General features: G+C 65.6%; 27 protein-coding genes and 1 pseudogene. 20 read left to right on the top strand and 8 right to left on the bottom strand.

Translation table 11 applies throughout. The features are described from left to right. Nucleotides 1-83 precede the first annotated feature (83 nt). Complete coding sequence (locus AC3WVS_RS03145) at nucleotides 84-1,019, top strand: LysR substrate-binding domain-containing protein (protein WP_492317338.1); 936 nt, start codon at nucleotides 84-86, stop codon at nucleotides 1,017-1,019. A gap of 37 nt (nucleotides 1,020-1,056) precedes the next feature. Here the strand turns inward: AC3WVS_RS03145 and AC3WVS_RS03140 are convergent, their stop codons facing one another. Further along, a complete protein-coding gene (locus AC3WVS_RS03140) occupies nucleotides 1,057-2,076 on the bottom strand; it encodes a LysR family transcriptional regulator (protein ID WP_492317440.1) in 1,020 nt (339 codons plus the stop codon). 371 nt (nucleotides 2,077-2,447) lie between these two features. Between AC3WVS_RS03140 and AC3WVS_RS03135 the strand changes: the two genes are divergently transcribed. From AC3WVS_RS03135 to AC3WVS_RS03125, 3 genes are all read left to right on the top strand, one after another. Then, entirely contained in the window at nucleotides 2,448-3,464 is a 1,017-nt protein-coding gene (locus tag AC3WVS_RS03135; protein ID WP_492317337.1) for a GlxA family transcriptional regulator, read from the top strand. A 144-nt stretch (nucleotides 3,465-3,608) separates the two neighbouring features. Beyond that, a complete protein-coding gene (locus tag AC3WVS_RS03130) occupies nucleotides 3,609-4,367 on the top strand; it encodes an SDR family oxidoreductase (RefSeq protein ID WP_492317439.1) in 759 nt (252 codons plus the stop codon). A gap of 17 nt (nucleotides 4,368-4,384) precedes the next feature. Further along, nucleotides 4,385-4,885 carry an Ohr family peroxiredoxin gene (locus AC3WVS_RS03125; RefSeq protein ID WP_492317336.1) on the top strand — a complete coding sequence of 167 codons (501 nt, stop codon included), beginning with the start codon at nucleotides 4,385-4,387 and terminating at the stop codon, nucleotides 4,883-4,885. A gap of 72 nt (nucleotides 4,886-4,957) precedes the next feature. Here the strand turns inward: AC3WVS_RS03125 and AC3WVS_RS03120 are convergent, their stop codons facing one another. Both AC3WVS_RS03120 and AC3WVS_RS03115 read right to left on the bottom strand, forming a co-directional pair. Next, nucleotides 4,958-5,368 (bottom strand): cupin domain-containing protein, encoded by a 411-nt coding sequence (locus AC3WVS_RS03120; RefSeq protein ID WP_492317335.1) that lies wholly within the window; start codon nucleotides 5,366-5,368, stop codon nucleotides 4,958-4,960. 4 nt (nucleotides 5,369-5,372) lie between these two features. Continuing rightward, nucleotides 5,373-5,852, bottom strand: coding sequence for a carboxymuconolactone decarboxylase family protein (locus AC3WVS_RS03115; protein WP_035820952.1), 480 nt, complete (start codon nucleotides 5,850-5,852; stop codon nucleotides 5,373-5,375). A 364-nt stretch (nucleotides 5,853-6,216) separates the two neighbouring features. On the opposite strand from AC3WVS_RS03115, the gene AC3WVS_RS03110 reads away from it, so the two are divergent. Beyond that, nucleotides 6,217-6,708: a polyhydroxyalkanoate granule-associated phasin gene (locus AC3WVS_RS03110; protein ID WP_492317334.1), complete on the top strand. Its 492-nt coding sequence runs from the start codon at nucleotides 6,217-6,219 to the stop codon at nucleotides 6,706-6,708. A 132-nt stretch (nucleotides 6,709-6,840) separates the two neighbouring features. Here AC3WVS_RS03110 and AC3WVS_RS03105 read toward each other — a convergent pair whose 3' ends face one another. Further along, complete coding sequence (locus AC3WVS_RS03105) at nucleotides 6,841-7,143, bottom strand: DUF1330 domain-containing protein (RefSeq protein WP_492317333.1); 303 nt, start codon at nucleotides 7,141-7,143, stop codon at nucleotides 6,841-6,843. A gap of 65 nt (nucleotides 7,144-7,208) precedes the next feature. On the opposite strand from AC3WVS_RS03105, the pseudogene AC3WVS_RS03100 reads away from it, so the two are divergent. From AC3WVS_RS03100 to AC3WVS_RS03050, 11 genes and pseudogenes are all read left to right on the top strand, one after another. After that, nucleotides 7,209-8,276 (top strand): annotated as a pseudogene (locus AC3WVS_RS03100) (CaiB/BaiF CoA transferase family protein); the annotation flags it as partial. Beyond that, nucleotides 8,273-9,283, top strand: coding sequence for an NADPH:quinone oxidoreductase family protein (locus tag AC3WVS_RS03095; protein ID WP_492317332.1), 1,011 nt, complete (start codon nucleotides 8,273-8,275; stop codon nucleotides 9,281-9,283). The pseudogene AC3WVS_RS03100 and the gene AC3WVS_RS03095, both read left to right, overlap by 4 nt. Nucleotides 9,284-9,336: 53 nt before the next feature. Then, the gene (locus AC3WVS_RS03090; protein WP_492317438.1) at nucleotides 9,337-10,284 is read left to right on the top strand and encodes a tripartite tricarboxylate transporter substrate binding protein; all 948 of its coding nucleotides are present in this window, start codon (nucleotides 9,337-9,339) and stop codon (nucleotides 10,282-10,284) included. 433 nt (nucleotides 10,285-10,717) lie between these two features. Beyond that, a complete protein-coding gene (locus AC3WVS_RS03085) occupies nucleotides 10,718-11,893 on the top strand; it encodes a branched-chain amino acid ABC transporter substrate-binding protein (RefSeq protein WP_492317331.1) in 1,176 nt (391 codons plus the stop codon). Nucleotides 11,894-11,974: 81 nt separating this feature from the next. Further along, nucleotides 11,975-12,904: a branched-chain amino acid ABC transporter permease gene (locus tag AC3WVS_RS03080; protein WP_013953596.1), complete on the top strand. Its 930-nt coding sequence runs from the start codon at nucleotides 11,975-11,977 to the stop codon at nucleotides 12,902-12,904. Beyond that, complete coding sequence (locus AC3WVS_RS03075; RefSeq protein WP_492317330.1) at nucleotides 12,891-14,102, top strand: branched-chain amino acid ABC transporter permease; 1,212 nt, start codon at nucleotides 12,891-12,893, stop codon at nucleotides 14,100-14,102. Before AC3WVS_RS03080 ends, AC3WVS_RS03075 begins: the two co-directional genes overlap by 14 nt. Next, nucleotides 14,099-14,881 carry an ABC transporter ATP-binding protein gene (locus AC3WVS_RS03070; protein WP_492317329.1) on the top strand — a complete coding sequence of 261 codons (783 nt, stop codon included), beginning with the start codon at nucleotides 14,099-14,101 and terminating at the stop codon, nucleotides 14,879-14,881. Before AC3WVS_RS03075 ends, AC3WVS_RS03070 begins: the two co-directional genes overlap by 4 nt. Then, nucleotides 14,878-15,591, top strand: a complete 714-nt coding sequence (locus AC3WVS_RS03065) for an ABC transporter ATP-binding protein (RefSeq protein WP_492317328.1) — start codon at nucleotides 14,878-14,880, stop codon at nucleotides 15,589-15,591. Before AC3WVS_RS03070 ends, AC3WVS_RS03065 begins: the two co-directional genes overlap by 4 nt. 15 nt (nucleotides 15,592-15,606) lie before the next feature. Then, complete coding sequence (locus AC3WVS_RS03060; protein ID WP_492317327.1) at nucleotides 15,607-16,911, top strand: amidase; 1,305 nt, start codon at nucleotides 15,607-15,609, stop codon at nucleotides 16,909-16,911. Between the two features lie 15 nt (nucleotides 16,912-16,926). Continuing rightward, entirely contained in the window at nucleotides 16,927-18,243 is a 1,317-nt protein-coding gene (locus tag AC3WVS_RS03055) for a M20 family metallo-hydrolase (protein ID WP_492317326.1), read from the top strand. A gap of 57 nt (nucleotides 18,244-18,300) precedes the next feature. Next, nucleotides 18,301-18,891, top strand: a complete 591-nt coding sequence (locus AC3WVS_RS03050; RefSeq protein WP_492317325.1) for a helix-turn-helix domain-containing protein — start codon at nucleotides 18,301-18,303, stop codon at nucleotides 18,889-18,891. Nucleotides 18,892-18,966: 75 nt separating this feature from the next. Here AC3WVS_RS03050 and AC3WVS_RS03045 read toward each other — a convergent pair whose 3' ends face one another. Continuing rightward, nucleotides 18,967-19,170 carry a hypothetical protein gene (locus AC3WVS_RS03045; RefSeq protein ID WP_010812739.1) on the bottom strand — a complete coding sequence of 68 codons (204 nt, stop codon included), beginning with the start codon at nucleotides 19,168-19,170 and terminating at the stop codon, nucleotides 18,967-18,969. 142 nt (nucleotides 19,171-19,312) lie between these two features. Here AC3WVS_RS03045 and AC3WVS_RS03040 point away from each other — a divergent pair, with 142 nt between their 5' ends. Then, a complete protein-coding gene (locus AC3WVS_RS03040) occupies nucleotides 19,313-19,621 on the top strand; it encodes an EthD family reductase (RefSeq protein WP_492317324.1) in 309 nt (102 codons plus the stop codon). Nucleotides 19,622-19,696: 75 nt separating this feature from the next. On the opposite strand, the gene AC3WVS_RS03035 is transcribed toward AC3WVS_RS03040, so the two are convergent. Continuing rightward, nucleotides 19,697-20,266, bottom strand: coding sequence for a phasin family protein (locus tag AC3WVS_RS03035; protein ID WP_492317323.1), 570 nt, complete (start codon nucleotides 20,264-20,266; stop codon nucleotides 19,697-19,699). Nucleotides 20,267-21,286: 1,020 nt separating this feature from the next. Here AC3WVS_RS03035 and AC3WVS_RS03030 point away from each other — a divergent pair. From AC3WVS_RS03030 to AC3WVS_RS03020, 3 genes are all read left to right on the top strand, one after another. Beyond that, the gene (locus AC3WVS_RS03030) at nucleotides 21,287-21,661 is read left to right on the top strand and encodes a PHA-granule associated protein 4 (RefSeq protein WP_492317322.1); all 375 of its coding nucleotides are present in this window, start codon (nucleotides 21,287-21,289) and stop codon (nucleotides 21,659-21,661) included. A 249-nt stretch (nucleotides 21,662-21,910) separates the two neighbouring features. Beyond that, nucleotides 21,911-22,114, top strand: coding sequence for a cold-shock protein (locus AC3WVS_RS03025; protein ID WP_010812734.1), 204 nt, complete (start codon nucleotides 21,911-21,913; stop codon nucleotides 22,112-22,114). A gap of 177 nt (nucleotides 22,115-22,291) precedes the next feature. Beyond that, nucleotides 22,292-22,732 (top strand): hypothetical protein, encoded by a 441-nt coding sequence (locus AC3WVS_RS03020; protein ID WP_492317321.1) that lies wholly within the window; start codon nucleotides 22,292-22,294, stop codon nucleotides 22,730-22,732. 96 nt (nucleotides 22,733-22,828) lie between these two features. On the opposite strand, the gene AC3WVS_RS03015 is transcribed toward AC3WVS_RS03020, so the two are convergent. Further along, on the bottom strand, nucleotides 22,829-23,167 hold the full coding sequence (locus tag AC3WVS_RS03015) for a penicillin-binding protein (RefSeq protein WP_492317320.1): 339 nt from the start codon (nucleotides 23,165-23,167) through the stop codon (nucleotides 22,829-22,831). Nucleotides 23,168-23,334: 167 nt separating this feature from the next. After that, complete coding sequence (locus tag AC3WVS_RS03010) at nucleotides 23,335-24,282, bottom strand: pseudouridine-5'-phosphate glycosidase (RefSeq protein ID WP_492317319.1); 948 nt, start codon at nucleotides 24,280-24,282, stop codon at nucleotides 23,335-23,337. Between the last annotated feature and the right edge of the window lie 48 nt (nucleotides 24,283-24,330).

Here is a 24,330-nt window from a genome sequence, read left to right as displayed (position 1 = left end):
GCAGTTTAGAAATCCGTGCCGTCATCGTAAAATCATGAATTCAAACACCTGATATCCGAAAAACGGATAACTCGGAGATTCCCATGTTCAAGGCGCGCGAAGGCTCGGAAAGACTGGCCAAGGAAGTCACGCTGAGGCAGTTCCGCTACTTCGTCGCGGCCGCGGAGACCGGGCAATTCTCGATGGCCGCGACCGCCGAGCATGTCTCGCAGTCGGCCATCACCAATGCCGTGCTGGCGCTTGAGCAGCGCCTGGCGGTACGCCTGTTCGAGCGCCGGCCCCATGGGGTGACGCTGACGGCAGAAGGCCACCTCTTCTTCCAGCACGCCCGCCAGATCCTGGATTCGGTCGAGGATGCGCTGCGCGAGCCGCGCTTCCAGGTGCATGGGTTGCAGGGCAGCGTGCGCCTGGCCGCCTCCTATACAGTGCTGGGCTACTTCCTGCCGGGGCTGCTGGCGCGCTTTCGCACCAACTACCCGGACATCGAACTGGATCTGCTCGACATGGACCGGCCCGATATCGAGCGGGCCGTGCTGGCGGGGGAGATCGAGCTGGGCATCGCGCTGCTGTCGAACCTGGAGCGGCCCCAGCGCTTCCGGCGCCATACGCTGATGCGATCCCGGCGCCAGTTGTGGACTTCGTCCAGCCATCCGCTGCTGGCCGTGGAGCGGCCTTCGCTGCGCGATATTGCGGCCTATCCGTATATCCTCATCACCGTGGACGAGGCCGAGGAATCCACGCTGCGTTACTGGCGCAGCCACCGGCTCGCACCCAAGGTCGCATTCCGGACCGGCTCGATGGAGGCCCTGCGCGGGCTGGTGGCGCATGGCTTCGGCGTCACTGTGCTGTCCGACATGGTGTATCGCCCGTGGTCACTGGAAGGAAAGCAGATCGAGGCCCGCCCGATTGCCAATGCGGTGCCGGACATGGAGGTCGGCATGCTGTGGCAGCCCGGGCGCAAGCTGGGCAAGCCGGCGGATGCGCTGAGGGAGTTCCTGATTCACGCGTGCGGGAGCTGAGGCGGGACATTCGATTGCCCGCGCCCTTACAACAACGCTATCTGAAGGACCGGTAGCTTGTCGTCGAGTAGTCCGTGTAGAAATCCGCCAGGCAATGCAGATTGAGCGCCCGGATCTCTTCAGTCATGAAGTCAACAAAAACGCGGATGCGCGAGGGCAGGTGCTGGCGGCTGAGGTAACAGATGTAATGCCCGCGGTCGTCAGGCGCATACCGTCCCATGGCGATGACCAGTTCGCCGCGGGCGATGCGGTCGCAGGCCTGGTAGCCCGCCATCTGCGCGATGCCCAGCCCGTCGAGCACCGCCGCCAGCACCAGCTCAGGGTCATTGAACGTCAGCCTTGCGGCAGGCACAACCTTGCGCACATGCCCCTCGACCTTGAATTCCCATTCAAGGATGCGCGCGCCGGCGATGCGGGTGTTGATGCATTCGTGCCGGGCGAGATCCTCCAGCGTCGACGGTAGTCCATGCCGCGCCGCGTAGGCAGGAGACGCGCACACAGCCATCTGCATCGGGATCAGCTGCTTCGCAACGATGCTTGAATCCTCGATGCGGCCATTGCGGAACGCGACGTCGATGCTCCCGGCCGCGAAGTCCGTTGGCCGGTCATCGAGCACCAGGTCCAGGGAAATGTCCGGATAAGCCGCCGAGAACCTCGACAGCAGCGGCGCCACCACCTTGCGCCCGAAGCCGGCCGTCGCGCTGATGCGAAGCAGGCCGCTTGGCGGCCCAAGGCGCAGTTCCAGCATGTCGTTCATGGCCTCGACGATATGCGCCACGCCCTGGTGGCAGTTCTCGAAGAAGCGCTCGCCCTCGCGGGTCAGTTGGGTGGTGCGCGTGGTGCGCAGGAACAACCGGGTGCTCAGCTGCGTTTCCAGCTTCAGGACATTGCGGCTGACCGCTGAGCGGCCGATGCCCAGCCGCTCTCCGGCCTTGGAGAAGCTGCCCTCGGTGGCGACCGCCATGAAGGCGATGATGCCGGCGTAGCTTGCCGCGAAACTGGCGGACAATCCGTCCGCGCGATCCGGCGGGCCGGGGCGAAAGCCCCGCTGCGGCATACCGGTTACGTCTCTATCCGCCCCCCCGCGGTTGACAGGGGACGCCGGGCGAACGTCTGGAACGACGATGTCCATGTCAATGCCTTTCGGAGCGGCGCAACGAATGAGAGTCCACGCTGTGCGGTGCACAACCATGGCATGATCGTAGTGACACGCCATGCCCGGGTAAATGACAGATGCCCCTGGTTTTCTGCCAGCCGGCCCGGCGCGAACGGCGACAATGCAGACATGAGGAGCGGAACGAGCCGGCCCACAAAGCCTTCGGGTGCGATCCGTGGCGATGGCGTCGCACCGCGGGTGCCTGCCGGCAACATGCCTTGCGCGGAATCGCGCCAGCGGCATAACATCCACCGACTTTCAAGATCCCTGCCATGGTTCCCTCTGCGCCTGCGCCCTCTTCCCGGACAATTGACGACCCGCCGCGCAATCTTCTGTTCGTGGCCTTCCCGGACATGAGCCTGCTGGATCTCACCGGACCGCAAACCGTGTTCTGGGCTGCCTCCCGGTACGCACGCGAGCGGGGATTCGCCGGCTACCGGAGCCATCTGGCAAGCGAGCACGGCGGCCTGGTTGCCTCGGCCGAAGGCACCGCCGTGCAGGCCATCGCGCTCTCGGAAATCGATCTGCAGCACATCGATACGATCATCCTCCCCGGTGCCCCCGAGATGGTCAGGGTGCTCGACAGCGCCTCCTCGCTGGTCGCCTGGCTGCAGCAGGCCGCCGGACAGGTACGCCGCGTTGCCTCGGTCTGCAGCGGGGCCTTCCTGCTTGCGCAAGCGGGCTTGCTTGACGGCAGGCGCGCTGCCACGCACTGGGCGATGCATGCGCAGTTCCGCGCGCGCTTTGCCGCGGTCGAACTGGACCGGGACGCCATTTTCGTCCGCCAGGACCGCATCTGGACCTCGGCCGGCGTGACCACCGGCATCGACATGGCGCTTGCGCTGGTCGAGGACGACTATGGCCACGATATCTCGCTGAGCGCGGCCAGGGAGCTGGCGGTCTTCATCAAGCGGCCGGGCACGCAGCCACAGATCAGCGAGATCCTGCTGGCGCAGAGCCGGCACGTGCCGCTGTTCGAGGCGCTCCATCTATGGATCATCGAAAACCTGTCGCGGGAAGGGCTGTCAGTGGAACAGCTCGCCGAACAGGTCGGAATGAGCCCCCGCAACTTTGCCCGGGTGTACAAGCAGAAGACCGGGCGCACCCCGGCCAAGGGGGTTGAGCATTTCCGGCTGGAAGCCGCACGCCGGCTGCTCCAGGACCTGCATCTGCCGGTGGAGCAGATCGCAAGGCAGTGCGGCTTCGGCAGCGAGGAACGGATGCGCCTTACGTTCCAGCGCAACCTGGGCTTCTCGCCCAGCGAGTATCGGTCGAGGGTGACCGGCTGAGAAAACGCCACAACCCGGCCGCACCATTGGTGCCGAACGGGAAACACCATGCGTCCGCCGCCGGCGCTACCGTCACTGCACCCCTTCGCCTAGCATGGGACATGGGTTGAATGCCCATCCCTTCCACCAGAATCGAGGTGCATGATGAAGATCGTTGTGATTGGAGGTACTGGCCTGATCGGCAGCAAGGTCGTCGCCCGGCTTGCCGGGCAAGGCCATGAAGTCGTTGCCGCGTCTCCGCAGACCGGCGTGAATGCGCTGACAGGCGAAGGCCTGAGCCAGGCACTTGCCGGGGCGCAGGTTGTCGTGGACGTGGCCAACTCGCCATCGTTCGCGGATGATGCCGTCCTGCATTTCTTCGAGACGTCGGGCCGCAACCTTGCGGCGGCGGAGAAGGCAGCCGGTGTCGCGCACCATGTGGCGCTGTCAGTGGTCGGCACGGACAAGCTCTCACAAAGCGGCTACTTCCGCGGCAAGATTGCGCAGGAAGCGCTGATCCGGAACGCCGGCATCCCTTACACCATTGTCCGCTCCACGCAGTTCCTCGAATTCCTTGGCGGCATCGTCCAGTCGGGCGCCGATGGCGATTCCGTGCGCCTGTCATCCGCATCGATCCAGCCGATTGCCTCGGATGACGTGGCCGAAGCCGTGGCCGACCACGCCCTTGCCGATCCCGTCAACGGCATCGTCGATATCGCCGGGCCGGAACGCTTCCACCTGAGCGACCTCGTGCAACGCTATCTCGATGCCACCAAGGATCCGCGCAAGGTTGTCGTCGATGGCAAGGGCCGTTATTTCGGCGCCGAACTGCAAGACGATACGCTGGTACCGGAAGGCCCGGCACGCCTGGGCAAGACCGGTTTCGAAGCGTGGCTGCGACAGAGCCAGAAGCCGAAGGCCTGACAACGCGGGCGGGCCATATGGACAACAAGGGGCTGCAAGCCCCCCCGCTGAGCCTGCTCGACAAGTATCGCGGGCAGGGCTTCCACGCCCTCTACACCACCACCGTCACCGTCTCGGGCGGGGAAACCGGACACGGCCGCGCCTCGGGCGTGGCGCGTTCCGATGACGGCAATCTTGTCGTCGACCTGCGGCTGCCGGCGGCGCTGGGCGGCCCCGGCCACGGCACCAATCCCGAGCAGTTGTTCGCCGCGGGCTACGCCGCCTGCTTTCATGGGGCGCTGTACCTGCTGGCCCAGCGATCCAATGTCAGCGTCGACAACCTCGCAGTGGAAGTGGAGATAGCGTTCGGCCGCGATCCCGTTGACGGCGGCTTCGCGCTGGCCGCGGACATCCGGGTCAGGATGCCTGGCGTGCAACGACAGGTGGCGGAAGAACTGGTGCGCAATACCGAGCGCTTCTGCCCCTATGTGAAGATGGCCAGGCAGGGCATCGTCAGCGTCGTGGCGGTGGTTGACTGAGCTGCGCGCAACGACGGGCCCGAGGATGCGATCCCTGAACCTTAGGGGTCGCATCCGCAGCCGGCCAATGTGCTACTTCGTTGGCGTCAGGATCGGAGCGCCCTTGTTCTTCAGCAACAGCACCATGAACTTCGCGGGCCTGGTGTTGCTGGCGTTGCGCCCGACAGTATGAATATCGTCAGGGCCTTCGTGGAAGGTCTGCCCGGCAGTGAGCGTGACTTCCTTGCCGCCCCGGACACCCATCACGATACTGCCCTCAAGGACATAGACGAATCCGTGCGCGTCATGGCGGTGCACCGGGTCGGCGCCGCCGGGCGGGTATTCCACCACGATCATCTGCACCTCCTTGCCGGGATATTCCGGAAGCGCCTCTGTCGACAGCAGCGTCACCTTGGGCTCTGGCGGCGCAGCCATGGCCGGTCGCGCCGCCAGCAGGACGGAAAGCAGCAGCGGGGCCATGCCCAGCGTTCTGGTGATCTTCATGATGTCACTCCAGCTTTGCCTTATCTAGGCCATAGGCCTTGTCGGCCGAGCCCGGCACGGTCCGGAAGGCCACGTTCAGCCGGTTCCAGCCATTGATGGCCATGACCAGAAAGGTCAGGTCCGAGAGTTCCTTTTCCGACAGATGCGCGCGCACGCGCTCGTACAGGTCATCCGGCACACCGTGCGCCGGGATGTTGGTCAGCACCTCGGTCCACGCCAGCGCGGCACGTTCGCGCGGCTGGAACAGCGTCGATTCGCGCCAGATCGCGACATGGTGAAGGCGGAGCTCTCGCTCGCCATGGATGCGCGACTGCTTGACGTGCATGTCCAGGCAGAAGGCACAGCCGTTGAGTTGCGAAGCGCGAATCTCGACCAGGTCACGGATGGTTGGTTCGATCGCGCTGTCCTGCAGCAGGGTGCTGAACTCCAGGTACTTCTTGAAGAGTTCGGGGGACTGCTTCAAGGCATTCACGCGTTGGGTCATGACGGCTCCTGAGGAAGGAGAATATTGAAGGGATGACGGGGCACTCACCACCGCGTGCCGCGGCATGGAGCAAATCGTAGACCGCAGCGGCGCAACGCGGTAGGCGCGCCAAGGTACCCACACTGTTGAGGCTTCGACACCAATCAGCGCTTTGGCGTGGCGCGGCTCGGAGGAAGCCGGGTCCTGTCGTGTCGTGCCCGATCCAGCGCAGAAAACCAAAAGAAATGGTGCAATGCAACATAAATGCACCTATGCTTGGAGGAATGCCGGCCGGCCACGCCTTCGAAAAGCGACCCGGACGCCGCTCGCCTCCCAAGAATTTGCCAGGTGTCCGTTTTTCAGCGGATGCCGAAGGAAAACCCGCGTGCCCTCCTCCGTTATTCCGCAGCCTGTCCTCGACGTTTCCGCAAACGCCTCCCGCCTCTTTAGTGACATGTGCGAACTGCTCCAGGCAGCAATGCATGTCGTCAGCATTCGCACCACGCGCATGGCGATCGCCGGTCCGGCGCCTGACGAGCAGGACCAGCGCGAATTCAGCCTGATGAGCATTGAGAAGGGAGAGGCCGCGTCTGAATCGTTGCTTGCGATGGGTTCGGGATGGATCAACCTGACCATGACCCTCGCAAAGGACACCAGCGATCATCTTTGGGCGACCTCCGCGGCCGCGGCGACGCTGGCGTCCAGTCGATCCGCCGCGCAATGGTTCGAACGCCACGCCGACCTTCTGCAATTGGCCGCCGGGTTCCCCGGCAACCCGCTGCAGCTGGCAGACCTGGCGACAAACCTGATGCAGCAGATCCTCGCGCCGATCCACGGCCGTGCGATGGCGAATGCGAAGCGCCTGAGTGCAGCGTGAAGGGCGCCAGGCCCGCGGTTGCATCGCCACGGAACGAATCAGACAGCACCCGCACGCGGGCGCGCGAACAGGAAACCGCCGACCAGGCCGACCCGGTCGAGGCCAGACCCCGGCAACGCTTGCGCCGATTTCCTAGACGGTGACGGCCGCGACCCCTTCCAGCGCGATAATCCTTGTTGTCGCACACCTTTCCCGTATCGCCTTGAGGCGCGCGTACTCTGGCGAGTCATACCAGGCTATCAAGGCATCCATGTCCGGGAACTCGACAATGACGAGACGATGCGGCTGCCAGTCTCCTTCGAGCACTTTGGTTGCACCGCCACGGCCCAGATATTTCCCACCATAGCGCACCTCGGTAGCGGGTACGTCTCGTTTGTACTCTTCAAAAACGGCGGGGTCCGTGACGTCAACATCGGCAATCAGGTATGCAGCCATGGCACGCTCCTATCTGCGGTCGTTCCCCGCTTGATTGTAGTTGCCACAATCGCCAGTACAGGCCGGGACGCGAGGTCGGGGTCGTGCGCGGCGATACCAGCGCGCTGGCGATCGCCTATAACGCCGGCAAGCGCAGCGTCTGCGTCGACGCCACCACTGACGCGGGCAAGGAAGTGCTGCTCGGGCTTGCGCTGCAGGCCGACATCGTCGTGCAGAACTTCCGCCCCCAGGTGGCGGAACGGCTGGGCGTGGGCTATGCGGCACTGGCCGCGCGACGGCCCGCGCTGGTCTATGTGTCGATCAGCGGCTATGGCCCGGATGGTCCCTATGCCGACTATCCCGCTTCGGACTCGGTGATGCAGGCCGACTCCGGGCTGATGTTCGCCAACCGTGGCGCCGACGGTGGCGCGCGCCGCATCGGCATGCTGCTGGCCGACGCCGCCACCGGCCTCTATGCCGCCCAGGCCTGCGCCGCGGCGCTGTGCCGGCGCTTTCGCGGCGGGCGCGGCGGCCACGTCGAGCTGAACCTGTTCGATGCCTGTTGTGCGCTGCAGGCCAACAACCTGCTCGAGCATGCCATCGGTGGCCCGGCGGCCGCCGGGCCGGTGAGCGCGCCCAATGGCGTCTATGCCAGCAGCGACGGCAGCGTGACGCTGCTGGCGCTGAACAACGCGCAGTTCGCCAAGCTATGTCATGCGCTGGACCGCACCGACTGGCTGGAAGACCCGCGCTTTGCCGACAATGCGGCGCGCATGGCCCACGCCGCGCTGCTGAACCAGCACATGGCCGAGCAGATCGCCACGCGCACGACCGCGCAATGGCAAGACATCCTCAGCCGGCACGACGTGCTGCATGCCCCGGTGCGCAGCTATGACGACGTGCTGGCGCACCCGCAGGCGGCACACCGGCAGACCTTCCAGACAATCACGCAGCCGGGGCTCGGACCGCTGCCCTTCGCCGGCATCCCGGCGCGCGACATGCGCCGGCCAGCCGGCCCGGCGCCGGCCAACGGCGAACATACCGTGCAGGTCCTGCACGAGGCCGGCTTCGGCCAGCAGGCCATCGACGCATGGCTGCAGCAGGGTGTGGTGCGACAGGCGGCGGCCCCGGCGGCCAAGGCAGGTGCGCAATGAAGGCGCTTGTCTGCAAGCAGTTCGGCGGCGTGCAGGACGTGGCGCTGCAGGCCATTCCGGAACCGGCGCTGGCCGACCCGCATGCGGTCACGATTGCCGTCGAGTACGCCAGCGTCAGCCATGCCACCGGCCTGATGATCGCCGGCCAGTACCAGCGCCGCCCCCCGTTGCCCTTCGTGCCCGGCACCGAAGCGGTCGGCCGCGTGGTGGCCTGCGGTGACGCGGTCACGCGGCTGCGTCCCGGCGACCGGGTGGTGGCGATCGCGGACTGGGGCTGCTTTGCCGAGCAGGTCATCGTGCCCGAGTACACCGTCTACCGCGTCCCTGACGCGCTGCCGTCAAAGACTGCGCTGCCGATCCCAATTTCCTATGGCACGGCGTATTGCGGGCTGGTGTGGCGCTGCGCGCTGCGCCCGGGCGACACGGTGCTGGTGCTTGGCGCCGGGGCCGGGGTCGGCCTGGCTGCCGTGGAGATTGCGCGCCAGCTCGGCGCCACGGTCATCGCCTGCGCCAGCACCGAGGCCAAGCGTGCCGACGCGCTACGGCGCGGCGCCACGCACGCGCTGGCCCCGGCGGACCTGGCGGCATCGGTCAAGGCGCTGACGGACGGCCGTGGCGCGGACGTGGTGGTGGACCCGGTCGGCGGCGACCTGTTCAGCCAGGCGCTGCGCGCGGCGGCGGCGAACGCACGCATCCTCAGCATCGGCTTTGCCAGCGGCACCATCCCGCAGGCCCCGGTCAACCTGCTGCTGGTCAAGAACCTCACGCTGCACGGGTTCTTCTTTGGCCGCTACATCGGCTGGACGCCCGCCAACGAGCGGGCCGAGCATGCGGCGGCGCTGCAGGAGGTCATGGCGACGCTGTTCGATTGGGCCGCGCAGGGCAAGCTGGATCCGACCGTATCCGCGGTCTATCCGATCACCGGCCTGGGCGACGCCCTGGCCGCGCTGGAATCCCGCCAGGTGGTGGGCAAGGTAGCGATAAAAATCAAGGAGACAGAGACGTGAACACCCGATACCAGAAACGACTTCCTGCGTGGCCGCGGCTGCGCGCCGCACTGATGCTGGCGGCAGCCGCTGCCGCGCTGCCGGCCGCCGCGGGCGCGCAGGACTTTCCGCAGCATCCCGTGCGCATGGTGCTGCCCTACCCCGCCGGCGGCCCCACCGACCTGCTCGCGCGCGTGGTCGCGGTCAAGATGGGCGAGAGCCTGGGCCAGAGCGTGGTGGTCGACAACAAACCCGGCGCCAGCGGCATGATCGGCGCCGAAGCCGTGGCGCGCGCGCCCGCCGACGGCTACACCATCCTGGCCAATGCCTCGCTGCATGTGATCAACCCCAGCATCCAGCCGAAGATGCGCTATGACTCATTCAGGGACTTCGTGCCGATCACGCAGCTGGCCGACGTGCCGCTGGTGCTGGTGGTCAACAACGCATCGCCGGTGAAGACCGTGCAGGACCTGATCGCCTACGCCAATAGCCAGGGCGGTGCGCTCAATTTCGGCTCGGCGGGCAATGCCTCGGCCCAGCACCTGGCCGGCGAATCGTTCAAGCTGGCGGCAAAAGTGCCGATGCAGCATGTGCCGTACAAGGGCAGCGCGCCGGCGCTGACGGACCTGATGGGCGGCCAGATCCAGCTGATGTTTGATTCCATGCCGTCGGCGATGCCCTTCATCAAGTCCGGCAAGCTGCGTGCCGTTGCCGTGACCACCGAGCGCCGCGCGAGCGCGCTGCCAAACGTGCCCACTGTCGCCGAGTCCGGCCTGCCCGGCTTCGACATCAGCACCTGGTACGGCCTGTGGGCGCCGCGCGGCACGCCGGCCCCGGTCGTGGAAAAGCTGGCCGCGCATGCGGCCAGCGCGCTGAAACGGCCCGATGTGCGGCAGCAATATGCCGACATGGGCGCCGAGCCGGTCGGCTCTTCACCCGGCGACTTTGCCCGCTACAACGCTTCCGAAGGCAGGAAATGGGCGGAAATCGTGCGGCGGTCGGGGGCGAAGGCAGACCAGTAGCGCACGGCGGTTGCCGCAGGGCTGGCCGATGCCGGGTGTCGGCCAGACGCGCGGTTGGCGGCCATCACTACCTACCGCTACCTGCATCTGTGTGGGTGCCTGCGAGATGCAATGAAAGTGCCCCAAACAGCACCTACGTACGGCCCTATGTTTCTTCCCTTGTTTTGCTCCCCGGCGCACCGCAACCGTGCGCCCATGCGCCCAGATTGAGCATGGGGTCCCCCTCATTTCCCCAGACCCCCATGCAAGCTACGGGTTTTCGCTCGTTGAAAGGTGGCATGGCTGTTGCATAGTATTCAAGTGACTTGAATATGGTGCAGGCAGCTTTCCAAGAGCTTTCCCGGGCGTCCGCGGGCGCCTTGCATCGGTTCGGGTCCGTGACGCCGCGCCAGCGGTTCGTCCAATTTGTCCATGCAACCCAGGGGGAAAGAGAGTGCGCAAGAAACACACTGCAGTAGCCGCCGCCATGGCAGCCGCGGCGACCGGAATGGTCCTGACGGCAGCACCGGCGCAGGCCAAGGATGTCGTCAAGATTGCCTTTGTCGGTCCGCTGACCGGTGGCGTGTCGTCGATCGGCCTGGGCGGACGCAATTCCGCGGACCTGGCCGTGCGCTTGCGCAATGCGGACCCGAAGGCCAGGTACACCTATGAACTGGTGGTGCAGGACGACGAATGCCGGCCGAACGTCGGCGTGCAGGTGGCGACCAAGATCGCGGCGGACAAGTCCATTGTTGCCGGCGTGACGCACTTCTGCTCGGCCGTGGCCATGGGCACAGTGGGCGTCTACAGCCGCTTCGGCATGCCCGCCGTGGTGTGGGGCGCCGTGCTGCCCGAGGTCACCTACGGCAACAAGTTCAAGGAGATCCATCGCGTCAACGGCACGATGATCAACCAGAGCGAAGTGGCGGCCAAATTCATGACCGGGCTGGGCTACAGGAAGTGGGCGATCATCCATGACACCACCGACTACGGCAAGGGCCACAACAAGTATTTCAGCGAGTTCCTGAAGAAGGACGGCGGCACCATCGTCGGCACGTTCGGCGTCACAGCCGATCAGCAGGACTTCACCACGGAGCTGACCAAGATCCGCGAACTGAAGCCCGACGTGGTGTATTTCGGCGGCCTCACGCCGCTGGGCGTGCGCATCCGCACGCAGATGGACAAGCTCGGCATCAAGGCCCAGTTCGAGGGCACGTCGGGTATCAAGTCCGATGCCTATATCGAAGGCGTGGGCAAGTCGCTGTCGGAGGGTTCGCTGGCGTTCATCGAAGGCGCGCCGGTAGAGAAGCTGGCGGGCGGCCAGTTCTTCATGGAACGCTACACGCAGCAGAAATACGGTGAACCGCCCGAAGCGTACGGACCGTTTGCGTTTGCCGCGGCCAACCTGATCATGGACGCCGTGGAAAAGGTGGGCCCGGACCGCAAGAAGGTGCGTGATGTGCTGAACGGCACCAGGGACGTGAACACCATCATCGGCAAGGTCACCTTCGACGACCACGGCCAGAACGTGGTGCCGCTGATCACCAAGTATGTGGTGGAAGACGGCAAGTGGGTGATCTGGGAAGACAGCACCTACGGCAAGGGCAAGAAGAAGCTGACCGGCCTGTAAGCATGGCGGCCGGGTTCGGGGCGCTCCTGCCCCCCGCCCGGCCCCGCGCCCGCCTGGGCATCCGGAATTCGGGGGATACCGATGAGTGTATTAGGGCAGTATGTCTTTAACGGGCTGATGCTCGGGATGATCTACGCAATGGTGGCGGTAGGGTTCACGCTGTTCTTCGGCGTGCTCGACGTGATCAAGTTTTCTCATGGCGATGTGCTGATGGTGGGCGCGTTTGCCGGGCTGGCGGCATCAGCCGGCGTGGTGGCGATGCACGTGGATTCCCCGTGGCTGCAGCTGCTGGCCATCGTGGTGTGCGCGGTGACGGTGACCGGCCTGCTGGGCGCCGGCATCGCCCGCGTCCTGATCCTGCCGCTGCGCCGTGCGCCGCCGCTGAACACGCTGCTGGCCACGCTGATGCTGGGCACGGTGCTGCGTGAGGCGGTCCGGCTGTTCTACCCGGACGGCTCGAACCCGAAGCCGTTTCCCGCGCTGCTGCCCGCTGGCGAGTTCACCATCGGCGCGCTCTCCATCCGCGCGGACAACCTGATCCTGCTGGCCGCCGGCGTGGCCATCATCCTCGGCGTGCATCTGCTGATCACCCGCACGCGCTTTGGCATGGCCATTCGTGCCGTGGCCCAGGATGGCGAAACGGCCCGGCTGATGGGCATCAACTTCGAGGTGGTGGTACTGGTCACGTTTGCGCTGGGTTCCGCCATGGCGGCACTGGCGGGCGTGATGAACGGCCTCTACTACAACGAGATCAACTTCAACGTCGGGCTGCTGCTCGGGGTGATCGGCTTTGCCGCTGCCATCCTGGGCGGGCTCGGCAATATCTACGGCGCCATCCTCGGCGGCTTCCTGTTTGCGGCGCTGCAGGTACTGGGCAGTGCCATGCTGCCGGCCCTGGTGCCCGACATCCCGAGCGCCTACAAGGACGTATTTGCCTTTGCCGTGGTCATCGTGCTGATGGCCTGGAAGCCGACCGGACTCATCGCGGAGAAAGCCAGTGAACGTGTCTGACAACGTCTCGAAGCCGCTGCCGGCGGCCTCCGCCGCCACGGCCGAGGGCCCGCAGCGGCGCCCGGCCATGGTGCTGGCCATCTCGGCCATCGCCATGGTGGCCTATCTCTACTTCTTCCTGCATGCGGAATCGCAACTGGCGGTAGCCGTGCTGCTGGCGCTGGCCGGGGCCGCGGTGTTCGCGGCGGGCCGGCTGGGCCTGACGCAGGCCGTGGAGCAGGCAGCAGCGCGGCGGCCAGGCCAGTCCAGGCTATGGGCGCTGGCCGGCACGCTGGCACTGGTCGCGCTGTTCCATGAGAGCCATTTCGTCCTGCTGATGCTGTGCGCGGTGCTGCTCTACACCACCGCCTGCCTGGGGCTGACCGTCCAGTTCGGGTTTTCCGGCGTGTCCAATTTCGCGGGCGCGGCGTTCTTTGGCATCGGCGCCTACACCACGGCCGTGCTGGCCACGCACACGGGCATTCCCCACGTGCTGGTGATCGTGCTGTCCGGCCTGGCAGCGGCCGTGATCGGCTCGGTGCTGGTTGCGCCCGTGCTGCGCACGCGCGGCCACTATGCGGCGCTGGTGACCATCGCGTTCGGCATCCTGTTCAAGACCTTCCTTGAGGTCAACGACGTGCTGGGCGGGCCGCAGGGGCTGCAGGTTCCCGGGATGACGCTGTTCGGCTTCGCGTTCAATGAGGGCGTGACACTGTTCGGCGTGGACGTGTCGTTCTACGCCAGCTATGCGCTGCTGAGCCTGCTGATCTGCGCGGGCACCTTTGCCGTGGTCAAGGCGCTGGAGCGCTCGTGGGTAGGCCTGGCGATGGACGTGGTGCGCACCGACGAGACCGCCGCCGCCGCGTTCGGCCTGCACATCGCCCGGTGGAAGGTGATTGCGTTCATGCTCGGCAACTTCTTTGCCGGCATCGCCGGCAGTGTCTACGGCATGGTCACTGCGTTCGTGGCGCCCAACAACTTCACCTTCGCCGACTCGCTGCTGATGCTGTCGATCGTGATCCTGGGCGGCCTCGGCAACGTGGTGGGCCTGGTGCCGGCGGCCATCATCGTGCTGGTGCTGCCCGAAAAGCTGCAGTTCATCCAGGAATACCGCTTCCTGTTCTATGCGGCGCTGGTCATCGCCATCCTGCTGTTCCGCCCGGACGGCCTGATGCCGCGCAAGACCCGCCTGTTCTTTCCCCGGGAGGATGCGCAATGAGCGACGCAATGATCCAGGTGCGCGGCCTGACCATGCGCTTTGGCGGCCTGACCGCGCTGGACAACCTCCAGCTCGAGATCCGCCGTGGCGAGATCCTGGGCCTGCTGGGCCCCAACGGCTCCGGCAAGACCACGTTCTTCAACGTGCTGACGGGACTGTACAAGGCCAGCGCCGGAACCATTACCTATGACAGCAACAACGTCATCGGCAAGACGCCGCAGCAGATCTACCGCAGCGGCGTGGCGCGGACGTTCCAGCGTTCGCGCTTGTCGCTGCCGCTGACGGTGTTCGACAACATCGTGATCGGCGATTACCAGAACATGCGGCACGGGCTGGTCTTCAACCTGTTCCGGCGCAAGGCGTTCCGCGCCGAGTACGAACGCTACGTGGAATCGGTGCGCGAGCTGCTGGGCATCTTCAGCCCGCCGCTGGTGGCGCGGCTGTTCGAGCCGGTGGAAACGTTCACGATGATCGACCGCCGCCGCATCGAGGTGTGCCGGGCCCTGATGAGCCGCCCTCGCCTGCTGCTGCTCGACGAGCCTTCGGCGGGTATGACGCATGACGAGACCCACGAGCTGATGGACGACATCCTGCAGGTGCGCGGCAAGCTGCAGGACCTGTCGGTGGTGCTGATCGAGCACGAAATGAACGTGATCGAGCGCATCACCGACCGCTGCATCGTGCTGAATTACGGCAAGAAGATTGCCGAGGGAACCTACGCCGAGATTACCGCCGATCCCGACGTGCAGACCGCCTATCTGGGGGAGGAAGCCGCATGAGCGACAGCACACTGCGCGTGGAAGGGCTGACCACGGGCTATGACAAGGTCAACGTCCTGCACGATGTCTCGATCGAGGTGCCGCCGGGCAAGATCACCTGCATCCTTGGCGCCAACGGCGCCGGCAAGAGCACGCTGATCCGCTCGATCCTGGGCCTGACGCCGCCGCGCCAGGGGCGCATCCTGTGGGACGGCACGGACATCGCGGGAGAGAAGACCCACAACATCATCGCACGCGGCATCTCCTGCATTCCCGAAGGCCGCAAGGTGTTCCCGCGCATGACGGTGGCTGAAAACCTTGCGCTGGGCGCCTTCCTTGAGGCGGACCCGGCCAGGGTGCGCGAGCGCATCGAGCGCGTGTACACGATCTTCCCCCGGCTGCGCGAGCGCGCGGGCCAGCTCGCCGGCACCATGTCCGGCGGCGAACAGGCGATGGTGTCGATCGGGCGCGGACTGATGGCGCAGCCGCGGCTGCTGGTCATCGACGAGCCGTCGCTGGGCCTGTCGCCGCTCTATGTGAAGGAGAATTTCAAGGTCATCCAGCAGATCAACGAACTGGGCATGACGGTGCTGCTGGTGGAACAGAACGCGCGCCAGACGCTGGCCATCTCACACCAGGGCTATGTGCTGAGCCAGGGCCGTGTCGTGGCCCAGGGCACCGCGCAGGCGCTGCGCGAGAACGATGAGGTTCGCGCGGCCTATTTCGGCTGACCTGGAGAACAGGCGATGGACGACTTCCTCGATCTTCCGGTCCGCACCCTGGCGCAGATGGTGTCCCGGCGCGAACTGAGCGCCGAAGCGGTGGTCCGTGCGGCACTGGCCCGCATTGCGGCGCAAGACTCAGGCATTCTGGCCTGGCAGCATGTGGGTGCCGACACCGCCCTGGCGCAGGCGCGGCGGCTGGATGCCGGCGGCGCGTCAGGCGCGTTGCCGGGCGTCCCGCTTGGCGTCAAGGACCTGATGGATACCGCCGACATGCCGACCACTTATGGTTCGCCGATATACGCCGGACATCGGCCGGGCGTGGATGCGGCGGCGGTGGCACTGGCCCGGTCGGCGGGCGCGGTCGTGGTCGGCAAGACCGTCACCACCGAATTCGCCACGTTTCAGCCGGGGCCGACCCGCAACCCGCGCGCGCCGGCGGACAGGCCCCGCACCCCCGGCGGTTCGTCGAGCGGATCGGCCGCCGCCGTCGCCGCAGGCATGGTGCCGCTGGCCTTCGGCACACAGACCGCGGGCTCGATCATCCGGCCGGCCGCCTATTGCGGCGTGGTGGGCTACAAGCCCACCCATGGCACGCTGCCGCTGGCCGGCATCAAGCCACTGGCACCGAGCCTGGATACGGTGGGCGTGCTGGCCCGCCGCGTGGACGACGCGGCCCTCTTCATCGGCACCCTGGCGCGCGATGCCGCGGTAGCGGACGCGTCCACGCTACACCACGCGCCGCTGCGCATTGGCATTTGCCGCACGCCGCATTGGGAACGCGCCAGTGCCGATACCCAAGCCGCGCTGGACACCGCGATCCGTGCGCTCGAATGCATCGGTGGCACGGTGCGCGACTTCGACCTGCCTCAGGCTTGCCACGGGCTGACTGAAGCCCAAATGGACATCATGGCATTCGAGGCACTCGCCGCATTCGCGCCGGAAGCACGCGAGCACGCAGAAGGCTTCAGCGCGGCTTTCGCGCGCCAGCTCGAAGCGGGCCGCGCCGTCACCGGCCAGCGCTTCCACTTCGCGCTGGCCCACGCGGAAGCGGCGCGCACGGCGTTCAACATGGCGATGGCCGGATTCGACGTCGTGCTGGCCCCGAGCGCCGAAGGCGAAGCGCCAGCTGGCCTGGGCGCCACCGGCGATCCAATCTTCTGCCGCATGTGGTCGCTGCTGGGCACCCCGTGCGTCCATGTGCCGACGGGCACCGGCGCCACCGGCATGCCGGTTGGCGTGACCGTGACCGGGCCGCGCCATGCCGATGCCCGCGTGCTCGGCGTGGCTCATCGCCTTGAGCAGGCGCTTGGCACCAGCCTTGCCTGATATCTGGAGACCAAATTGACCGTATCGAACCCGCCCACCCTCGTCAACGCACAAGCCATTGCCGAACGCGCGCAGGATCATGTGGGCGCCGGGCGCCTGGCCGCATCGCTGGCAGCCCTGGCCCGCTTTGGCCTGCGCCACGACGGCGGCGTTTCCCGCGAAACGCTGACCGCGACCGACCTGGCCGCCCGGCGCCACCTGATCGACCAGGCACGCGCGCTGGGCTGCACCGTCGGCATCGACGATTGCGGCAACCTGTTCTTCCGCCGCCCCGGCCGCGAAGACCTGCCGCCGGTGCTGACCGGCAGCCACGCCGATACCCAGCCGGTGGGCGGCAAGTACGACGGCGCGTACGGCGTGCTGGCCGGCCTGGAAGTGATTGCTGCGCTCAACGCGGCCGGCATCGAGACCTTGCGCCCCATCGAGGTCGTGTCCTGGACCAACGAGGAAGGCAGCCGCTTCGGTCCCGGCGCGATGGGTTCGAGCGCCTTCGTCGAACCGGCCCGGCTGGCAGGCTATCGCGACGTGGCCGACGCGGCCGGCATCCGCTTCGGCGAGGCGCTCGATGCCGCGCTGGCGCAAAGCCACGACGTGAACAGGGTGCCGATGGCGCGGCCCATGGCGGCATGCGTCGAACTGCACATCGAACAGGGGCCGGTGCTGGAAGGCGCAAATGTGCCGCTGGGCGTGGTCACCGGCATCCAGGCGGTGCGCTGGTTCCGCGTGGAATGCACGGGTACGATGGCCCATGCCGGCACCACGCCGATGGCGGTACGATGCGATGCGATGGCCGCGGCCGTGGCCATCGCGCAAGACCTGTACGCGCTGGCGCCGCGCCATGCGGCCGCCCCCGGCACTCCCGAACTGCGCCTGACGCTGGGCCGCTGGAGCGTGGCGCCAAACTCGGTCAACACCATTCCCGGCCACGTCACGTTCACGGTCGATATGCGCTGCCTTGACGACGCCGCGCTGGACCGCGCCGAAGCGGCACTGCGCGCGGCGTGCGTCAGGCATGCGCATGCGCCCGAAGCGGTTACGGTCACGCGCTTCTTCCATCGCGAGCCGACGCATTTCCCCGAGGCCATGCTGGGCACCATCGAACGCGCCTGCGCGCGTGCCAGCGGCAACGCCGGCCGCGCGCTGCCGATGCGGCTGACCTCCGGCGCGTTCCACGACGCCATGTACCTGGCCGACCATTGCCCCACGGCGATGATCTTCGTGCCGAGCAAAGGGGGCATCAGCCACAATGCCGCCGAAGATACGGCAGGTGCCGACCTGTTCCTTGGGGCCCAGGCACTGGCTTACACTGTCGCCGAACTGGCCAGCCGCTGAACACATTGACGTACGGCGCCTGGCGGCCGATCCAAGTCCAATCAATTCCGAGCCTGCATGGCAAAGACCGAGCAACCCACACCTGAAGCGGCCGACAGCAAGTCGGCCACCCTGACGCTTGGCGTCAAGCTGCGCCACGCCCGGCTGGTGGCCGGCTACACGCTGCTGCAGCTCGCCGGGAAGGCGGGCTGCTCGGAAAGCCTGATTTCAAAGATTGAGCGCGGGCTGGCCACCCCGTCGTTTGCCACGCTGCACCGGCTGGCCGTGGCGCTGGACACCAATATCGGCGCGCTGACCAGCGACGGGGAGCCAAACCAGTCGCCGATCCTGCGGCATGGTGAACGCCCTGTGATCCGGGCCGGCGGCGTCGCGCTCGAACGCGTGGTGCTGCCCAAACGTGGCGGCCTGCTCCAAGCCAACATCCACATCGTCTGGCCTGGCGAGGCCAGCGACGGGCAGATCGAGCACCAGGGCGAGGAAGTGGGCTACGTGCTCGAAGGACAGCTCGAACTGATGCTCGGCGACGACGTCTACCTGATCGGCCCGGGCGATGCTTTCACGTTCTCCAGCCAGGTGCCGCATGGCTACCGCAATGTGGGCGACGTGGTGGCCAGGGTGCTGTGGGTGAACTCGCCAGCCACCTTCTGAGACAGGTGGGACGATCGAAACGATTTGGCCTAGCCGCAAAAGGCTGCAAGCCGGCCTTGGTGAGTTCGGAAGGGTTCAGCCGTGATCATCTACCCACGCTTTCGCCCAGGCAATGCCGGCTGCCGCAGCACGCTCAAACGAGGGGTAGTACCCCAACGGATCCGATCCCTCCTCGATGCGGCCGTCCTTCTCAACCGCACCGGATGCCTCGAACGATCCATCGCCAAGCTGCTTGGCAAAGCCGCGGACGATGTAGCCCTGGTAGCTTTCGATTGTCATGACGACCTCCGCTTCAGATAGGAAAATCGTAGCATGAAGAAACTGGCCAGCCCGATCCTCTGACAGAAATGGGTTCACCCGCTATAGGGACGATACACTTGCAAGCTTGCGCTATATCAAACCCACGTTTTGAGGAACAACGATGGCAAAGCTAATGGTGCTTTACAAGAAGCCTGCGGACACGGCGGCGTTTGATTCATACTACTTCTCGACCCATATTCCGATCGCAAAGAAGATCACCGGCCTGCGACGCTACGAGGTCAGCAGCGGCCCGGTTGCAAGCCCGGCCGGTGCTTCGCCGTTTCACCTGGTTGCGGTGCTGAGCTTCGATTCGCTGCCGGCGCTCCAGCAGGCGATGGCTTCGCCTGAGGGCGCCGCAGCAGCAGCTGACCTGGCCAATTTTGCCCAGGCCGGCGTTGACATGCTTATATTCGACACGAAGGAAGTTTAGGCCGGCGGCGGTGCAAAGCACATGACCGCCCCCAGCGCTCCACCTCGTCTGGCTCCCTCAGGAGCCAAGGCCGACTTAGTTCGCAGCTGCCTTTGAGGCGTGGGATGCACGACGTTGCATGCCTTTCGAGGCCACCTGCGCAGCAGTATTGAAACTGCTCTCGGCCACTTGCGCGGCCTGTTTTACCGTCGTTTGCATCGACTCATAGAGCGTCGTGGTCGCGTTGACGGCCTCCTGCCAGGCAGCAAATGGCGCCGCCGCCGTGCCGGCAGGTGTTTGGTTCACCACGCTGCCAAGGAAGTCGTTCAGACCCTGCTTGCCTGCCGTGTATTGAACCTCGGCGACTTTCTCGAACTCCGCCCGGGTGGCGGCGAGGATTTCGTACAGTTGACGGCGATACGCCAATACATTGGCGGCCGCGGGTTGGAATAGCTCGATTTGCAGTTCGACCAGTTCTTGCGGGTCCTTGACTGAAAGCGCCTTCTTTGCGCCTTCTCGTGAATCAGCCAGCGCCGTCTTCATCGTCTGCAGATTCAACTCCAGCAGTTTTTCGAAGCCCTCAAAGGCCTTGCCGGTCAGCCCGGTCAAGGCTTCGATACCTGCCATCTGGACCTTCATGAATTGCTCGGGGGACCACTGAGTCATGTTGCGTCTCCTAAGTGCGACCCGCCACCTGAGCCATCCGATGGAGCTCCGACGGGACGGAAATCGAGTGGATAACGATTGCTGCATCGCGACTCTGGCAGGCCACGCCGATCAGGCGAAAGCGCACCAACGCCGGCAGGCGCTACCAGCTAAGGCATACGCTCATAAGGAGGCTTGGCGAGCTCGACCTTCCCTTGCGCGAACTTGGTCGACGGCCTTCAGAAAAGCGTAGCCCTGGATTGTCACCCGAGGGCGGCTGTGGTTTGGCCCGAGGCGCTCAAGCGTAACCAGTTGATGCGCGAGCAGCGCGTCCATATCCGCGCGGTCAAGCTCCATTGGGTCGGAGCTGCCGCTTACCAGCACAAGCGTGGCGAATTCATGATGACTCAGCACAGTCGTCTCCCAAGCTGTAGGTGTACTTTTGCTACGGGACTTCACTACCGTCCGTGACAGTCGGCCTGAGTTGCACAGGCCGCTTGTTTCGCCTCGGACGCGAGGTTCTGGCTGGCGGGTGCTTGGTCTCGCACCCGGAACGTTCATCTTAGTTGCTCGCCACCTTGTGTTCAATACGATTGGAAGCATGTCTGCCGTAATCCCCGGCATTTTTTCCTTTGCCAAAACGTGCGCGGCGGCGGCTCAACGAATATCGCAACATGATATGCATCCAGGTTCAGGAGCAGCCATTCGCCGACCGGCCGGACGGCTTGCATTAGCACCACTCGCCGAGGTCTGCTACCAATATGTCGCTACTGGGGAAAAGGCGTTGAGCTTCAGGCCGAATGGGGACCGCTCGGTGTCAAAAAAAGAACCCGCGTCGCCGGAGCGGTTGCGCGGGTGGTAGCAGGACTACAGGGCGATTCTATATTGACTTAGATTTTTCTTACGTCAGAATTAAGCTGGATCTTGACTCCAAATCTGAAGCCAAGAGTCAAGGTGAGCGGGGCGACGTTGAGTTGAGTTCAGTAGCACGTTGAACCAGACCGGCGACCCGCGCGCGGGAAGGTGTGAGTGGAGGCAGAAATGACAACGGCTCGGGCTGGAACCAAAGGGGAAGCCATCAGGCTCCTGGAGGCAGAGGGGGTCGCGCTGGTCGAGCTCGACTATGAGTCAGGTTGGCAGGATGCGATTGAGCTCGGGCGCCTTGGTAACAAGGTAGGGATACGGGTGGAATATCGCGGACACGAGAGCATTGCCGTGAAGTCCCTCGCGGCGCTCATTGCCGGCCTCAGCCGGCCGAAGGTGTCCTTCCGGCAACGGAACCTTTACTGCCAGTTTGCATTGGACCAGCTCGCAGCCAACGAGCTGGTTGCCCTGGAGACCAAGGCCATGAAGGCCGGCGACTACATCCTGGCCGGGCACCTGCTGCGGGACGTCGATGCCGTTTGGTCTGAGTAAGGCTGGATCGAGGGGATTTTCCCGGATTCCGCGGTCGGAAATTTGCGCACTCAGCCCATACCGCGACTCGCCCGCCTCATCATCTGCGCTCCGACCCAGAGGTTAACCCGCAGATGCTGCCCGCCCTCCTCTTCGGTATGCTAGGGTTTCGGCGCGCCGTACCGCGTTCAACCATATTTTGGCGACGCGGCGATTCCGGGGCGGGGTTTCTCAACACGCAACCTGTGTGCACCAAATTTCGAGGACGAGATGGCGACTGGCATCGTGAAATGGTTTAACAGTGAAAAGGGCTATGGGTTCATCACGCCGGATGATGGCGGCAAGGACTTGTTTGCGCATCACAGCGAAATCCAGGGCACCGGGTTCAAATCGCTGGAGGAAGGTGCGAGAGTGGAATTTGAAGTGACGCAAGGTCAGAAAGGCCCACAAGCGTCAAAGATTCGCCCGCTATAGTCGCCCTGCGCCGCATGACGGCCTGAATTGAAAAAGCCCTCCACGAATTGTGAAGGGCTTTTCTGTTTTCCGGCTCGTGGCGGCTCCATCCCGGGGGTCGCTGTTTCCTGCGCCACGGACCGCTCCGTGTAAACTCCCCCATCGGCGGATCGCCAACCATCCCCCTTGAGGAAAAACATGACTCGACAACCACTTCGTGCGCTGTGCCTGACCCTGCTGCTGACCGCTGCCACCACACCGGCGCTGGCCGATGACCTGAAGAACGCCGTTGGCGGCGGCTTGGGCGGCGCCGCGGGCGCGGCCGTCGGTGGCGCACTGGGCGGCAGCACAGGTGCCGTGGTCGGCGGCGCGGTGGGCGGCGGCGCGGGCGGCGCGGTGACTGCCAACAAGAAGGAACGAACCGGCGCCATCGTGGGTGGCGCGCTGGGCGGTGGTGCCGGCGCGGCGGCAGGCAATGCCGTGGGCGGCCGAACCGGCGGCATCGTCGGTGCCGCGGCCGGTGGTGCAGCGGGCTCGGCGCTGGGCGGCAATGTGTCGCGCAACAACTATGCCGATGACCACAAGAACGGCAATCGCGGCAAGCACAAGGGCCACAAGAAGCATCGCCACCACGACTGAGCGCGGCGACGCGCGATGGCGCCCGTCATTTGGGCGTCCATCCCGTCGCGCCCTTGACGGCATCGCACGGCGGATTCTGGACGCCTCTGACGCCCTTCAGCGGCCCATGCGGCGGTTGTAGCTGCGCGAAATGCGCGCCATCAACGCCGGATCGTGTGCAGCCATGCCGTCGAATTCCACGCGCACGTGGCCGTCTGCCTGCTGGTGAACCCCGGCCATCACCGTCCTGGTATCCAGGCTGCCGACAACCACGCCATTGACCGGGTCCTCGACGCTGATCGCCAGGCCTTGGTCACGCATGGCCCCGGCAGCCGCCGTGAAGGTGCGATCGAAGCTGGCCGGCCCCATGACGGTAAAGGCGCCTGTTCCGGCCGGTTCCAATGTACATGCCGAAAGCGCCAGCATGGCGCCGCTGACTATTAGTGAGAGTCGCATGATGATGACTCCTGCCGTCAGCCCCGGATCGAAAGTGTACGCGCTGCGACTTCAGGCGAGTCTTCCACTCGCTGATCGCTAAGACACAAGATTAGGCGACATTGGCGCACAGACACAGCTTGCCAGGTGCGCGCCCGCACCCTGCGGATGCCGGCCTGCTCACCTGGCTAGGCTGCGTCCGCCCCGCGCCCCGCGCGTGCCAATGCCAGCGCCAGCCTTGCCCCTACCTCGGCATTGTGTTTCACGAGTGCGATGTTTGCCGCCAGGCTGCGTCCGCTCGTCAGCGCCTTGATGCGAGCCAGCAGGAAAGGCGTCACGGCCTTGCCGGTGATTCCCTGCGCCCTGGCCTCGGCAAGCGCCTGCTGGGTCAGCGCGTCGATCTCCCCGGACGCCATCGCTGCCGCTTGCGGCACCGGTGTGCTCAACACCACGCCGCCCGCCAGGCCCAGGTCCCACTTGGTGCGGATGAAGCGTGCCTGCTCCGCCGCGTCGTCCAGCCTGAAGTCAGCACGAAAGCCGCTGTCGCGCGTGTAGAACGCAGCAACATTGTCTTGCTCGCAACTGAGCACCGGCACGCCGTGTGTTTCCAGGTATTCCAGCGTGAGTCCGATGTCCAGGATGGACTTCGCCCCGGCACAGACCACCGCCACCGAGGTCCTGGCCAGTTCCTGCAGGTCGGCCGAGATGTCGAAGGTCTCCTGCGCACCGCGGTGCACACCGCCAATCCCGCCGGTGACGAAGACCTCGATGCCCGCCAGCGCGGCACATATCATCGTGCCGGCCACGGTCGTGGCGCCGAGCCCGCCGCCGGCCAGCACGGCTGGCAGGTCGCGGCGGCTCACCTTGTGCACCCGCTCCGAGCGCCCGAGCAGCTCCAGCTCGTCGTTCGAAAGCCCGATGCGGATTCGCCCGCCAATCAGCGCGATCGTCGCGGGCTCGGCGCCCAGGTCGCGGATCAGGGCCTCCACTTCGCGCGCCGTGCGAACGTTCTCCGGGTAGGGCATGCCGTGGGCGATGATGGTGGATTCGAGCGCCACGAGCGGGCGGCCGGCAGCCTGTGCAGCGGCCACGGGCGCACTGAAGGTCAACCAGGAGCGGGCAAGGTCGGCAACCATGTCGATGCTTTCGGTGGCGTGAGCCGCATGGTGTGCAGCTCACGGCTG

It is taken from the genome of Cupriavidus sp. CPT47-8839-RL05A, from assembly GCF_058792255.1.
The sequence above is the reverse complement of the archived record's forward strand: the minus strand, read 5'-3'. Positions and strand labels throughout refer to the sequence as shown.